The sequence below is a fragment of the Clostridium sp. CTA-19 genome (assembly GCF_054767855.1).
In genome coordinates this window covers 132,073-147,962 of sequence record NZ_BAAABH010000003.1, presented here as the reverse complement: position 1 = coordinate 147,962, position 15,890 = coordinate 132,073, and the positions used below count along the sequence as shown (strand labels likewise).

Genomic DNA, 15,890 nt, shown 5'->3' with positions numbered 1-15,890 from the left:
TTTTTACACATAAAGCTTGTGTTTTTTTATCGTTTTCCCCCTTTCTTTGACTTTAAAAACGAAAAGCGATTTCAAAATATTTTTTTATTTTGAAATCGCCTATTTTATTTATCTATTCTCTACCTGATATATAAGTGTGTTTTAACTCTACTTCACCCCATGTTGGAGACATATAGTTTTTAATATAATTTCGAACATAAGTGTTTTTAAATCTAAATACTGTTGGTCCTATAACAGCCTCATCTACAAGTAATAATCTTTCTGCTTCCTCAAATATTTTAACTCTTTCCTTCTGATCTGTAGTTTGACCTGCTTTCTTTATTAAGTCATCATATTTTTCGCTAGACCATCCGTTAGGTGCCATTTTAGCAGTTGATATCCACATATCAAAGAATGTATTTGGATCATTATAATCGCCAAGCCAACCTTTATGAGCCATTTGATAATCTAGTTTATTAGTCCTTTCTTGGAATATTGGCCACTCAACATAATCTACATCTACATTTACCCCTAAAACACTTTTGAAATTTTGTTGCATAAAATCACCAAATTCTTTGGATCTAGCATCAGTTCCAGATTCTAAGTATTTAAATGTATGCTTTGTTGGATCTGGGTCCATATTTTCTTCTTTAAGCCCTTCTATTAATAATGCCTTTGGATCTGTAGTTCCTTCTTTCTTTAATTCATCTAAGAAATTAAAATCAACTTTCTTTCTATACTCTTCTCCACCAATTTGTATTCCTGGAGGACACCAAGCTGTTGCCGGTTCTGCTAAATTCCTAAATAAAGTTTTACTCATTCCTTCTCTATCCATCGCATAAGTAAATGCCTTTCTTATCTTTGCATTTTTTAAATATGGATCTGTAAAATTATACGCTATATACCAAGCAGTACCATCATAACCTTTTTTAACCTCAAAATTATTAGTTTCATCTAATTTTTCTATCCATTCCGGTTTAGAAACACCAGCTAAATCTATAGAGCCATTATATAATTCATTCATTCTTGAACTTTCTTCTTTTATAATCTTCATAGTAACTTTTTCTAACTTTACTGCATCTTTATCCCAATAATTAGGATTTTTAACTAACTCAACTTTACTTTGATGCACCCAATCAGTTATCATATAAGGACCTGTAAACAAAAATGTATTTGCCTCTGTTCCATATTTATCTCCATGCTTTTCTATTAAATCTTTTCTTTGAGGTTCCATAACTTTAAAATAAGTAAGCTCCAAGAAATAGGTACATGGTGATTCTAGTGTGAATTCTAAAGTGGATTCATCAACTTTTTTAAGTCCTAAATCTTCTGCTTTAGCTTTTCCCGTATTAAATGCCTGTGCATTTTTTATAGGATATAACAAATACGCATATGGAGAACCTGTTTCTTTATTTAAAGTTCTAGTTATACCATATATATAATCATCTACAGTAACCTTTTGTCCGTCACTCCAATTCATATCTCTCATTTTAAAAGTCCATTTCATTCCATCTTTAGACATTTCCCAAGATTCTGCACCAGCTGGTACAATTGTATCTTTTCCATCCTTATCTACTTCTAAACGAGTTACAGCTTCCATTGTATTTCCTAAAACTCGAGATGACACTGTATCTGTTGCTTTAGATGGATCTAATGTTTTAGGTTCTGCATCTAAGATCATATTTAAATATTGATCTTTATCCATTTTTGCTTCTTCTTTATTGTCATTTTTACTATTCTCACCTTTTTTTTCATTTCCACATCCTGCTAAAAAAATAGACGTTCCTAAAGAAATTGTCAATATAGCTGCCAATAACCTTTTCCCTTTCATATTCCCTACCCCCTTAAGATTTTTTATTCCTCACTTATATATATTCTTAACCAGCTTAAGTAATTCTAGTTTTAAGTCTTATTAATATAATTTAAATCATATATTAACAGTTGCATTATTTTATTCATAGCCAATAAAACTTTTACCATTATGTATTATTTTCAATTTGTATTTTTAAATATTTTTAAAAGGGCTATTCCACAAATGGAATAGCCCTTATTTTTTTATTAACGTCCTGAAGTATATAGATATTTAAGATCCATAATTCCAACGCCAAATGTTTTTGTTGTTGCATTTTTTACATACTTACGAACATATGAATTTTTAAATCTATAAACCGTTGGACTAAACACCGCTTCATCATAAACTAACATTTTTTCTGCCTCTGCAAATAATTTAGCTCTTTCTTCTGGATCTATAGTTTTAGTTGTTTTTTGTATTATTTCATCATATTTTTCGTTTTTCCAGCCGTTGTGTACAACTCCAGCTGTAGACATCCACATATCAAAGAATGTCATAGGATCATTATAATCTCCTGTCCATCCCATTGAAGCTATTTGGTAATCTAGTTGTTCTTCTCTACTTTGGAAAACAGCCCATTCACAAAACTCTGATTTTATATTAACTCCTAATACATTTTGGAAATTTTGTTGTTCAAAATCAGCAAATTCTTTAGATGTTGCATCTGTTCCTGCTTGTAAAAATGTTATTGTATGCTTAGATGGATCTGGATCTAACCCTAATTCTTTTAACCCTTCTATAAATAAAGCCTTTGCATCTGGGTTCTCCTTTTTAAGTTCCTCAACAGGATTGAACTCAATTTTCTTTCTATACTCTTCATCACCAATGAAAACTGCTGGAGGACACCAAGCTAATGCCGGTTCTGCTAACTTTTTATATAAAGTTTCGCACATACCTTCTCTATCTGTTGCTAGCATAAATGCCTTTCTTATTTTTGCATTTTGGAAATATTGGTCTTTGTGGTTAAAGAACATATATGCTGATGAACCATCATAGCCTTTTAATATTTCAAAATTTCCACTTTCATCAAATTTCTTTATCCATTCTGGTTTAGTAACTGTAGCCATATCTAAAGAACCATTATAAAGCTCATTCATAGCAGAACTTGTTTCCTTTATAATCTTCATTGTTGCTTTCTCTAATTTAACATTTTCTGCATCCCAGTATTCAGGATTTTTTTCCAATTCAACTTTATTATTGTGTACCCACTCTTTCATTTTAAAAGGTCCACAAGACATCATAGTTTCTGCTTCTGTTCCATATTTATCTCCATACTTTTCTAATATATCTTTTCTTTGTGGTTGCATTACTTTAAAATATGTTAAATTTAAAAAGTAAGAGCATGGATTTTCTAAAGTAAATTCTACAGTTTTATCGTCTATAGCCTTTACCCCTACATCTTCCAATTTACCTTTTCCACCATTATATACTTGTGCATTTTTAATTGGGAACAATAAGAATCCATATGGCGAACCAACATCTGGATCTAACGTTCTAGTTATACCATAAACATATTGTTCAGCTGTTACCGGCTGACCATCAGACCACTTCATATCCCTTAATTTAAATGTCCATTTTAGACCATCTTCTGATTTTTCCCAACTTTCTGCTCCAGCCTCCTTAATTATTTCCTTGCCATTTTCATCAGTTTCCACTCTTGTTAGTGCTTCATTTATATTGGTTAAAATAATAGATGAATATAAATCACTTGATTTTGATTGGTCCAATGTTTTAGGTTCTTGAGTTAACCACGCATTTATATACTGCTCATCATCCATTTTTGCTTCTTCTTTATTATCCCCACCTGCTGCATTTTCATCATTTTTTTTACTTTCTCCACAACCAGTTAAAGCTAAAGATGCAGTTAAAGAAAGTGTTAATAAAGCCGCTAATAATCTTTTACCTTTCATAAAAATAGCCTCCCTTTTATTAACCTAAGTAAATGAATAATTCACTTGGCAACATTGTATACTTATATATATTTGAATATAATTAAAAAAATTACTTTTTTTTACTTAATTGTAATATTTATTTATATCTATAGATTATATTAAACCATTACTCAAATCAAGTTACTTTTTTATGAACTTTGAAATATTTTAATAACATAGATTCAAATTTCTGAATATTATAAGGCTAATTATAAGTTTGAAAAGGTTTTTACAGATATTTCTCTTACCTTTTGACAATTTTTTCAGAATTCAATTCAAGTTTTTCCAGTTAACAATCTTTATTATTTATTTAAAAAGGAAACTATTTTAATACCTTTTTACATGAAAAATTAGTATTTTTAAACTTTTTTATATGAATGTGAACATTTATATAAGGTTATAAACATATGTGTAAAGTTAAGCCACTCTATTTAAATAAAATATCCTTCTTTTCATTATTACTTTCAACTTTATAATTTAGGAATTTTTAGGCTTAACTTTACCCCTATGGATTTTTAAACTAAAATTTTAAGTTATAATTACTATTTTCTTTAAATTAGAGCAGGTAAAATCTAAGTTAAAGATATAAAACTAACTAAAGTTATATTCAAAGTTTACAGCCGTAACAAGAAGGACAGGCGTACCGAAATCTATTTTCCGTAAGTTGCTTTTTCAATAAAATCGAAAGGATATCAATAAAACCTAAAGAAATCAAAGCCGTTCCTAAAAAAGTATGTTTAGCATTATCAAGAGCATAGTGAGTAATATAGGGATACAAGCTCCCATTTAAATTTATTCATGAAATTTTTGTTATCAGTTCAGAAAAATAAGTACAAATATAGTTAATTAAGAATTATGAATTATGAATTATGAATTTAGGATGAAAGTGTCAACCACTTTCTGAAAATGATTTTTAAAAATCTATCAATATAATTTGCTTTGCAAATTTATAAAAAGATACGTTGATAATTACTAGGAACGAAGTGAGTAGTAATAACCACAACTGTTCACTATTCACTCTTAACTTTTAACTAAAATAATCTGTTAGTTATTGATAAAATATTAATTTAAGCCTTCTCACTTGATAAATGAATAACTTTAGAACCCTGTATAAATTTAAATCAATTAAAAAGAATGGCTTTAAATGAATAAACTCATTTAAAACCATTCTTTTTATAAAAACTTCATATTACACTTTATAATAAGTGACATGCTACAAAGTGATTTGGTTCAACTTCTTTAAACTCTGGATTTTTTTCACTACAAATAGGTTTAGCATATCTACATCTAGCTGCAAATCTACATCCAGGCTTTGGATTTATTGGACTTGGAACTTCTCCCTCAAGGGCTATTCTATTTTTGCTCCTTCCAATCTCCGGATCTGGTATAGGAATTGATGAAAGTAGTGCTTGAGTATATGGATGTAATGGCTTTTCGTATAAATCATGACTTGATGCAAGCTCAACCATAGTACCAAGGTACATAACTCCAACTCTATCTGATATATGCTTAACCATAGATAAATCATGGGCAATAAATAGATAAGTTAATCCTAGCTCGTTTTGTAATTTTATAAGTAGGTTTACTACTTGAGCCTGTATTGACACATCTAGTGCAGATATAGGCTCATCACAAACTATAAAATCTGGTTCTATAGCAAGAGCTCTAGCTATACCTATTCTTTGCCTTTGTCCACCTGAAAATTCATGTGGAAATCTTGATGCATGCTCTTTATTTAATCCAACTAATTGTAAAAGGTGATATATCTTATCCGTTCTCTCCTGACCGCTATATAATCCATGTATATCTATACCTTCACCGATTATATCACCAACAGTCATTCTAGGATTTAATGATGCATATGGGTCTTGAAATATTACTTGAGCTCTTCTTGCAAACTGCTTTTTTTCTTTTTTATTTAGTTTACTTATATCATGACCATCAAATAATATTTCTCCATCTGTAGCCTCATAAAGACCCATAACTGTTCTACCACAAGTTGTTTTACCACAACCTGATTCACCAACAAGTCCTAAAGTTTCTCCTTTATAGATATGAAAACTAACGTCATCAACAGCTTTTAATGTAGCATTTTTTCCTACATTAAAGTATTTTTTTAAGTTTTTAACATTTATTAAAATTTCATTATTATCTTTCTTTATTCTTTCACTAGCCATTACTCTTCACCTCTTTTCAGAACTTTAGGAACTTCAATCTTAGGTGCCATTGAATGTTTTAACCAGCAAGATACTTCATGAGTATCGCTAACAACTGTAACCTCTGGCATTGCTTCTCTGCAAATTCCCATACAATACTCACATCTAGCTGCAAAAGGACATCCAACAGGTGGCTTTATCAAATCTGGAGGTGTTCCATTTAATGCATATAATACATCTTTATTTTTAGTGTCTAATCTAGGAACTGATTGCAATAGCGCCCAAGTATATGGATGCTGTGGATTATAGAATATTTCATCTACATTTCCTCTTTCTATTATTTGGCCTGCGTACATAACTTGAATTCTATCTGCAACGTCTGCAACAACACCTAAGTCATGAGTTACCAAAATAACAGCTGTTCCAAGTTTTTCTTGCAAATCTCCTATAAGGTCCATAATTTGCGCTTGAATAGTAACATCAAGGGCAGTAGTTGGCTCATCTGCTATAAGAATTTTAGGGTTACATGCAAGCGCTATAGCTATCATGGCCCTTTGTCTCATACCGCCTGAAAACTCATGTGGGTATTGATAAGCCCTCTTATCTGCATTAGGAATATTAACAAGATCAAGCATTTTTATAGCTTCTTTCATAGCCTCATCTTTGCTCATTCCTCTATGAATAATTAAACTTTCTGATATTTGTTTTCCGATTGTCATAGTTGGATTTAAAGAAGTCATCGGGTCTTGGAATATCATAGATATATCTGCACCTCTAAGCTCCCTTAAATCTTTTTCATCCATATCTAAAACACTATTTCCATCAAATTCAATTTTACTTCCTTCTTTTATTTCTGCCGGCATTGGTTCTGGAAGCAATCTCATTATAGCCTTCGCTGTAACAGTTTTACCACAACCAGATTCTCCAACTACTGCTAATGTTTCGCCTTTATTTAAATGAAAGCTTATACCTCTTACTGATTGAACTTCACCAGCATAAGTATGAAACGAAACTCTCAAATCTTTTATATCTAATATTTTTTCCATAGCTATTCCCTCCTACTACTGACGTAATTTTGGATCTAATGCGTCTCTCAGACCATCTCCAAGTAATTGGAATGATAGCATCGTTAAAGAAATCGCTAATGCTGGGAATAACAATTGCTCTGGATAGAATATTAAATTCTGTTGAGCAGCTGATGCTAATGCACCCCAGCTTGTGTCTGGTGATTGTACGCCAAGTCCGATATAACTTAAGAATGCTTCACCAAATATAAATCCAGGTATATCAAATGTTATGGCAACAATCATAACACCTAGTGTGTTTGGTATTAAGTGTCTTGCTATTATTCTTGATGAACTTGCGCCTAATGCCTTTGCCGCAAGAACATATTCTTGCTCTTTTATTTGTAGTAATTGCCCTCTGACAAGTCTAGCCATATAACACCATCCTGTAACAGTCATGGCTAAAATCAGCGATCCAATTCCCTTTCCAAATATCAAAGAAAATAATATTACTATTATTAAATAAGGAATACTGTATAGTATCTCCAATATTCTCATCATTATATCATCAACTATTCCACCGAAGAATCCTGATACACCGCCATATATAGAACCAATAACAGTATCTACAATAGCTCCAACAATACCTATAAATATAGATACCCTACCACCTTGCCATACTCTTCCGAAAGTATCTCTTCCTAATTGATCTGTACCAAACCAATACTGTGAATTTGGTGGTTGATTTACTAAATCATTATTTGTAACTTCAAAACCTACACCAGATATAGCTCTCGCTATTATAGGACCTATAATAACCATTATAGTTAAAGCTATCAGTATACAAAGTGATAATATTGCAACTTTATTTTGCTTTAATCTTCTCCAAGCATCTTGCCAATAAGTCATACTAGGTCTTAAAATCAAATCTGAATCTAATTCTTTACAACCTATAATTTCAAACTTTTCTTTTGATAATTCTGCCATAATACACACCCCCCCCTATTTCTTTCCACCTGAAACTCTGATTCTTGGGTCAACTAATCCATATACTATATCAACTACAAATAGTGAGAAGATAAATAAAAAAGAAATGAATATTGTTTGTCCCATAACCATTGGATAATCTCTGTCGTTTATTGATGAAACGAAATATTGTCCTAATCCAGGTATAGCAAATATACTTTCAATAACAAATGATCCTGTAAATATATTCGCAATTTGAGGTCCTAATAATGTTATAGCTGGAAGTATCGCATTTCTTATAACATGTTTCCATATTAAGCTTACCTTTGAAACACCTTTAGATTTTGCAGTTAATATATAATCTTGTCCTATTACATCAAGACAATTTGCTCTCATATATCTTGCATAAGTCGCTATAGATCCAAAACTTAATGCTATAGTTGGAAGTACTGTGTATTTAAGTCCACTTATTCCAAACCCAGCCCAACCAGTTGATGGCAATAACATCCATTTAACTGTGAAGAAGAATTGTAATAACGCTCCGATTACGAAACTAGGTACAGAAATACCTAAAATCGCTATAAACATAACTAAATAATCAGGCCATTTTCCTCTATTAAATGCCGCTATAATACCTAATAAAATTCCTAAAGTAAATCCTATTGCTATAGCTTGTATTCCTATTTTAGCTGAAATCGGTGCATAACTTGTAATAGATTCTGTAACACTTCTTCCTGCATAAGTTATAGACTCTCCTAAATCTCCATGTAGTGCATTTTTTATAAATTTTTGATACTGCACTATTACCGGCTCATTCAAACCATATTTTTGATAATAGTTTGCCTTAATTTGTGGTGGCAAGTTTCTAGCCATAGAAGCCAGTGGGTCACCTGGTATAGCATGTATTAACATAAATGTTATTGTTATAGCTATAAATAGCGTTACAAACATGTACCCCAGTCTTTTTAACGTAAATTTTAACATCACATCATCCCTCCATTAAAATAAAGTGCTTGCAACGAACTATTTTATAAGTTCGTTGCACTTTTATTGTAAAACACCCTTACTTTCTTCCAGAAGTATAAGCGTATTTATAATCATTTACTCCGAATAATGGATACATTACATCATGAACATATTTAGCTACATAAGTATTTCTTTTTCTATAAACTGATGGCGAAATAACTCCTTCTTTATATAAAAGTAATTCTTCTGCTTGCTTAAACAGTTCCGCTCTTTCATTTTGGTCATTAGAATTTTTAGCTTTTTTAATTATTTCATCATATTCTGGATTTTCCCAACCATTATCAATAGCACCTGCACCTGTTATAAACACGTCAAAGAATGTCATTGGATCATTATAGTCTCCTGTCCATCCAGCTGCAGCTATTTGATAATCCAATTCCTTTGTTCTCTTTTGGAAAATTGGAAAATCAACCTGTTCCACTTGAACATTTACACCTAATACTTGACTGTAATTTTGTTGTGCAAAATCAGAGAATTCTTTTGCCTCTGCATTAGTGCCAGATTGTAAGTACTTAAATGTATGTTTAGATGGATCTGTATCTAGTCCTAACTCTTTCAATCCTTCTACTAACAATGCCTTTGGATCCGGATTTTCATCTTTTAGTTTTTTAACAAAATCTTCAGATTTACTCCTAAATGTTTCCTCACCACTTTTTACTGCTGGTGGGCACCAAGCATATGCCGGCTCTGCTAACCCTTTAAATAAAGTTTGAACTGTACCTTCTCTATCTGCAGCTATCATAAATGCCTTTCTTATTTTAGCATTAGACATATACTTATCTTTAGTATTAAAGAATGCATATGTTGTAGCTCCATCATAAGCATTTATAACATTAAAGTTTCCAGTTTCATCAAATTTTTTAATCCATTCAGGCTTAGTAACCGCACAAGTGTCTAGTGATCCATTTAAAAGCTCACTCATTCTTGATGGCACTTCTTTTATTATTTTCATTGTTAGTTTATCTAAACTTACTTTATCTTTATCCCAATATTGATCATTTTTTTCTAATACAACTTGGTTATTATGTGTCCACTCTGTAATTTTAAATGGTCCATTAAATATTAATGTATTCGCTTCAGAGCCATATTTTTCTCCATTTTGCTCTACAATATCTTGTCTTTGTGGTTGCATTACTTTAAAAGATGTTATTCCTAAAAAGTATGGACATGGACTTTCTAGTGTAATTTCTAATGTTTTATCGTCAACTGCTTTAACTCCTAATTCTTCAATTGGTAACTTACTTGAATTTACTTGTTCTGCATTTTTTATTGGATATAATAAGAATGCGTAAGGTGAACCAGTTTCCGGTTTCATTGTTCTTTTTATTGAGTATTCAAAATCTTTAGCAGTAACAGGTTTTCCATCACTCCAATTAGAGTCTCTTAAATTAAATGTCCATTTTAATCCATCTTCAGAAGTTGTCCAACTTTCAGCTACTCCTTGAGCGACTTCTTCCTTTCCATCTTTAGTTTCTGTTCTTGTTAATGCATCCATACATTGAACTAAAACATCTGAAGAGTATGTATCAGTACTCTTAGAAACATCTAAAGTTTTTGGTTCTAATGCAAGTACATTTAAGTATTGCTCTGCATCTTTTGTTCCTTCTCCTACATTTTCTCCATTAGCACTTTCATTTCCACCACTTCCACAGCCAGCAAGAGCTATTGAAGCTGTTAATGAAACTGTTAATATTGTCGCTAACATTCTTTTGCTTTTCATTAATTAGTCCCCCTTATTTGGTGGCAATGAATCTAATTGCGTATTATATTTTGAATTTTTAGATAATTCCAATTAATTCTACGCCCTAAATCATAAAATTATATTTTTATCTAAATTTTCAATTTATTAATATTTTAATTTTAAACATATTCATATTTTATATACATCTTCAACCACTGCCACTTAACTTTTACACTTAACTTTTTATAAAAATCCAAACAGAATTATTTGGAAATTTTTATTTTTTATAATACTATCATATCACTTTTCAATTGTCAAACAATTTAGTTTTCATTTGTTTATGAAATTTTATTACTTTTAATGGTTTTTTCAAATTTTTTTTATTTTTTTAATGCTAAAAACAATTAATTTTCTTTATTCTGGAAAAACTTATTTCTAATTTGTAAACATTGTTCTTTTTTCTACTATTATATTCAATCTAAAATATACTTTTTTACAATTTTATATTAATTATTTATTTTTTAATATAGTCTAATTGTTTTACAAATAACTAGTATAAAGTTTCTCTTTAAAACTACTATTTTTAAGTTGTGCTAAAATTAAGTCTTAATTATTTGTTTTTACTATTTCTTATTTAAATTTAAGTAATAATAAATATCCTCCTGATTTTTTTAATATTTTTTCTATTTTTTAACTTATAATATTTTATTTATATATATATTTATGTAAGTAATTATATTTATTATGCTTAAATTTAAAATTATTTTTTAATTTTTTTTTAACAGTACTAATTTTAAAATGAATTTTATTTGTACAACGTTTACTATTTTAAAGTAGATTTTTCTAATCAATTTAGTATATTTTATTTATTATACTAAGTTTAATCTTTTTATTTTTTAAATTCATCTATTTTTCATAGAAATTGCAATTTTTTTTAAACCAACTTTTAACAATTCATATATTGTTTTAATCTCTGTAAAAATATTACATAAAATTATTTTATTTTATTTTTATTTTCTAATTTTTTTTTGCAATTAATTTTGCTATAAATTGCATTTTTTTCGTTTTGTAATTGTTTTCAAACTTATTTTTTTATTTTTTATTCATATATATATATCTTTTTTTATATAATTATTTTAATATACTAATAGAAGCTAATATTTTTTATATTGTTTCATATATTTTAATATGCATATTTTTACAAAAGTATATAACTTTATTATGTAAAAATATATAATAATATTATAGAGAAATAAATAAATTTTAATTCTAAATTAACAACTTAATTTTAGAGCTAATACATCAATTATATTTTCTCATATAATACGATTATAATATATATTTGAGGAGTGATTATTTTGAATTATAATGTAGCTGTTGTAGGTGCTACTGGGATGGTAGGACGACAATTTATAAGTATATTAGAAGAAAGAAACTTTCCTATAGATAATATTTATTTTTTTTCTTCTAAACGTTCTGCAGGTAGTACTTTAGTTTTTAAAAATAAAGAAGTAATTGTAGAAGAATTAACTGAAGATAATATTAAAAACAAAAAAATTACCTTCGCACTATTTTCAGCTGGTGGTGACACTAGTTTAAAATTTGCTAAAACCTTTGTAAAGTATGGAGCCATCGTTATAGATAATAGTAGCGCTTTTAGAATGGATCCTGAAGTTCCATTAGTTGTTCCAGAGGTTAACTGGGAAGATATAAAAAATCATAAAGGCATCATTGCTAATCCTAATTGTTCTACAATACAAGCAATGGTAGCTTTAAAACCAATATATGATGCATATGGAATAGATAGAATCATATATTCAACTTATCAAGCTGTTTCTGGAGCTGGTTTAGGTGGATTTAAAGATCTTGAAAATGGTTCAAAAGGAGAAAGCCCTAAAAAATTCACATCTCCTATAGCTTTTAACTTAATACCACAAATAGATGTGTTCCTAGAGAATGGATACACTAAAGAAGAAATGAAAATGATAAATGAAACAAGAAAAATCTTTCATGATGATTCTTTAAAAATAACAGCAACTACTGTTAGAGTTCCTGTATATCATGGACATAGTGAAAGTATTAATATTGAATTAAAATCTTCTTTTAATATAGAAGATATATTCAAACTTTACGCCTCTGCTAAAGGCATAGTTTTAAAAGATGATATTGAAAATTGTGTTTATCCTATGCCTATAGACGTTGCTGGAAAAGATGAGGTTTATGTTGGTAGAATAAGACGAGATTTTAGCACAGACAATGGGGTTAATATTTGGGTTGTTGCCGACAACATAAGAAAAGGTGCCGCACTAAATGCAATTCAAATTGCTGAAGTATTTATTGAAAAAAATCTTATTTAATTATATATTTTAAAAACAAAAATTTATTTTAGAAAGGATTGTTATTATGAGTATTTTTAAAGGTTCTGGAGTAGCTATAATTACCCCTTTTACTAAAACAGGAGTTGACTTTAATAAATTAAAAGAATTATTAGAATGGCATATATCTAATAATACAGATGCAATTATAATTTGTGGAACTACTGGTGAAGCTTCTACAATGACTGAAAAAGAAAAAAAGGATACAATAAAATTTACTGTTGATATTATAAACAAAAGGATTCCTGTAATTGCTGGTACTGGAAGTAACAATACAGCTTCTGCTATAGAAATGAGTAAATATGCTGAATCAGTAGGAGTAGATGGATTATTAGTTATAAATCCATACTATAACAAAACTAGTAAAAAAGGTCTTGTTGCACATTTTAAAGCTGTAAATGATAATGTAAATACGCCAATAATAGTTTATAATGTTCCAGGTAGAACTGGTATGAATATACCACCTGAAGCATTAAAAGAAATATGTGAATTTAAAAATATAGTTGCAGTTAAAGAAGCTAGTGGTGATATGAGCCAAATTATAAAAATAAAAGCTTTATGTAAAGATAAACTAGATATCTATTCTGGAAATGATGATCAAATAGTTCCAATATTAGCTATGGGCGGTATAGGTGTTATATCTGTTCTTGCTAATGTAATTCCTGATAAAGTTCATAATATATGCAAATTATTTGAAGAAGGTAAAGTTAATGAAGCATTACAGCTACAACTAGATACATTAGATTTATCTAACAATTTATTTATAGAAACTAACCCTATCCCTGTTAAAACAGCTCTTAATTTAATGAATAAAAATGTAGGTGATTTAAGATTACCGCTTGTTGATATGGAAGATAAAAATAAGGAAACTTTAAAATCTTCTTTATCTGCTCATAACTTATTATAAAATTTAAAGCTTCTATATGTTTCTAATTTTAAACCTTATAGAAGCTTTAAATCATTTAGGAGGATACTATGGTAAAAGTACTTTTAGTTGGATGTAGTGGGAAAATGGGAAAAATGATTTCTGCCACATCTAAAAACTTTAAAAATTTAGAAATAGTAGCTGGTATTGATAAATTTAACGATAATACTTTAAATTATCCAATATTCAGTACTATATCTGATTGCAATGTAGATATAGATGTAATTTTGGATTTTTCTAGACCTGATTCTTTAAAAGATATTTCAACCTTTGCACTTAAAAACAATAAACCAGTAATATTTTGTACTACAGGATATTCTAATGAAGAAAAATCACAAATATTAGAATTAGCTAATGCTATTCCTGTTTTCTATTCTGCAAATATGTCTATTGGTATAAATATAGTTAATGCTATACTAAAAAATATAAGTAATTTACTTTTTAAAGATTTTGATATAGAAATAATAGAAAAACATCATAATCAAAAGGTAGATGCTCCTAGTGGTACTGCATTACTTCTTGCTAACACTATTAAAGATTCTATAGATTCAGATACTAATTTCATATATGGAAGAGAAGGAATCTCAAAAAGAGATGAAAAAGAGATAGGCATACACACAGTTCGCGGTGGAAATATAGTTGGAGAACATGAAGTTATATTTGCCGGTGCCGGTGAAGTTATTTCAATAAAACATTCTGCTATATCTAGAGAAGTTTTTGCAATAGGTGCATTAAGAGCCTGTGAATTTATATTTAATAAATCTAAAGGTCTATACTCTATGGATAATATCGTAAATACTAATTTATAAAAAAATATAGCTCTAGAAAACCTAGAGCTATATTTTTTTTATAAAATTTTCTAATTTTTCTAAAGCAATTTGCAATTCTTCATCACTATAGCAATAAGATATTCTAATATATCCTTCCCCGCCTTCTCCAAAAGCAGTTCCTGGAACTATTGCTACTTTTTCTTCATTTAAAAGTCTATGACAAAATTCTTCACTTGTCATATTAAATTTTTTTATAGATGGGAATATATAAAAAGCTCCATCTGGTCTGCATACCTCTAATTCCATATCTTTCAATCGTGTATATACATAATCTCTTCTCTTTTTAAATTTTAATTTCATAATTTCAACATCTTTAAGACCATATTTTAATCCTGATAAAGCCCCATACTGACTTATAGATGTAGCACAAGATACATTATATTGGTGAACCTTTAATATATTTTCCATAATATATTTTGTAGTACATATATACCCTACTCTTAGACCCGTCATAGAAAACATCTTAGAAAAACCACTAACCATTATTATCTTTTCTCTTATATCATAGCACTGACTTATAGAATAATAATCACCATAACAAAGAGACGCATAAATTTCATCGCTTATAACTATAATATCATTTTCCTTTATTATCTGATGCAAACTTTCCTTTTCTTCTAATGTAAGTATACTTCCACAAGGGTTACTTGGACATGATAATACTAATATTTTAGGTTTGTGAGTATTAATCATTTCCTTTAAATGAGTAATATTTATAGTAAAATCTTCATTCAATTTGTAATTTACTATATCACCACCTACAATTTGAGTTATACTTTCATATGCAGGATATGCTATATTAGGTATTAATACTTTATCTCCACTATTTATAAGTGCCATAAAAGTACTCATAAGACCTTCACTACCACCTACTGTAATGCATATCTCATCTTCCTCATACTCTATGCTACTATTCTTCAAGTAATTACTTATCTCTTGTCTAAGCTCCAATATACCAGCATTTGGTGTATATGTAGTTTTATTTTCATCAATTGCTTTTAAAACTCCATTTTTTACTGATTGTGGCATTGGAAAATCTGGCTGACCTAGCGTTAATGATATTGCATCATTAACCTTTAAAACCTTATTATAAAATTTTCTTATACCTGATATTTCTACTTTTTTTATATTTTCACAAAAAATATTATCCATCTTTAATTACCCC

The 15,890-nt window shown here is 29.2% G+C and carries 11 protein-coding genes; 3 read left to right on the top strand and 8 right to left on the bottom strand.

What is annotated here, in order from left to right; all coding sequences use genetic code 11:
* Positions 1-112: 112 nt before the first annotated feature.
* The 7 genes from ACYUE0_RS02930 to ACYUE0_RS02900 all read right to left on the bottom strand — a co-directional run bounded on the left by ACYUE0_RS02930 (position 113) and on the right by ACYUE0_RS02900 (position 10,634).
* On the bottom strand, positions 113-1,810 hold the full coding sequence (locus ACYUE0_RS02930; protein WP_460269448.1) for a peptide ABC transporter substrate-binding protein: 1,698 nt from the start codon (positions 1,808-1,810) through the stop codon (positions 113-115).
* A gap of 227 nt (positions 1,811-2,037) precedes the next feature.
* Positions 2,038-3,741, bottom strand: a complete 1,704-nt coding sequence (locus tag ACYUE0_RS02925) for a peptide ABC transporter substrate-binding protein (protein WP_460269447.1) — start codon at positions 3,739-3,741, stop codon at positions 2,038-2,040.
* A gap of 1,217 nt (positions 3,742-4,958) precedes the next feature.
* Positions 4,959-5,939, bottom strand: a complete 981-nt coding sequence (locus tag ACYUE0_RS02920) for an ABC transporter ATP-binding protein (protein ID WP_061996651.1) — start codon at positions 5,937-5,939, stop codon at positions 4,959-4,961.
* Positions 5,939-6,964, bottom strand: coding sequence for an ABC transporter ATP-binding protein (locus tag ACYUE0_RS02915; protein WP_460269446.1), 1,026 nt, complete (start codon positions 6,962-6,964; stop codon positions 5,939-5,941). The genes ACYUE0_RS02920 and ACYUE0_RS02915 overlap by 1 nt, the downstream gene beginning before the upstream one ends.
* A 15-nt stretch (positions 6,965-6,979) precedes the next feature.
* On the bottom strand, positions 6,980-7,909 hold the full coding sequence (locus ACYUE0_RS02910) for an ABC transporter permease (protein ID WP_061996653.1): 930 nt from the start codon (positions 7,907-7,909) through the stop codon (positions 6,980-6,982).
* Positions 7,910-7,924: 15 nt separating this feature from the next.
* Complete coding sequence (locus tag ACYUE0_RS02905) at positions 7,925-8,872, bottom strand: ABC transporter permease (protein WP_061996654.1); 948 nt, start codon at positions 8,870-8,872, stop codon at positions 7,925-7,927.
* 79 nt (positions 8,873-8,951) lie between these two features.
* Positions 8,952-10,634 carry a peptide ABC transporter substrate-binding protein gene (locus tag ACYUE0_RS02900; protein WP_460269445.1) on the bottom strand — a complete coding sequence of 561 codons (1,683 nt, stop codon included), beginning with the start codon at positions 10,632-10,634 and terminating at the stop codon, positions 8,952-8,954.
* Positions 10,635-11,953: 1,319 nt separating this feature from the next.
* Here ACYUE0_RS02900 and ACYUE0_RS02895 point away from each other — a divergent pair.
* From ACYUE0_RS02895 to dapB, 3 genes are all read left to right on the top strand, one after another.
* Complete coding sequence (locus ACYUE0_RS02895) at positions 11,954-12,952, top strand: aspartate-semialdehyde dehydrogenase (RefSeq protein WP_061996656.1); 999 nt, start codon at positions 11,954-11,956, stop codon at positions 12,950-12,952.
* Positions 12,953-12,998: 46 nt separating this feature from the next.
* The gene (dapA, locus tag ACYUE0_RS02890; protein ID WP_460269444.1) at positions 12,999-13,877 is read left to right on the top strand and encodes a 4-hydroxy-tetrahydrodipicolinate synthase; all 879 of its coding nucleotides are present in this window, start codon (positions 12,999-13,001) and stop codon (positions 13,875-13,877) included.
* A gap of 68 nt (positions 13,878-13,945) precedes the next feature.
* Positions 13,946-14,704 carry a 4-hydroxy-tetrahydrodipicolinate reductase gene (dapB, locus tag ACYUE0_RS02885; protein WP_460269443.1) on the top strand — a complete coding sequence of 253 codons (759 nt, stop codon included), beginning with the start codon at positions 13,946-13,948 and terminating at the stop codon, positions 14,702-14,704.
* A gap of 27 nt (positions 14,705-14,731) precedes the next feature.
* Here dapB and ACYUE0_RS02880 read toward each other — a convergent pair whose 3' ends face one another.
* Entirely contained in the window at positions 14,732-15,877 is a 1,146-nt protein-coding gene (locus tag ACYUE0_RS02880; protein ID WP_460269442.1) for a pyridoxal phosphate-dependent aminotransferase, read from the bottom strand.
* Positions 15,878-15,890: the final 13 nt, after the last annotated feature.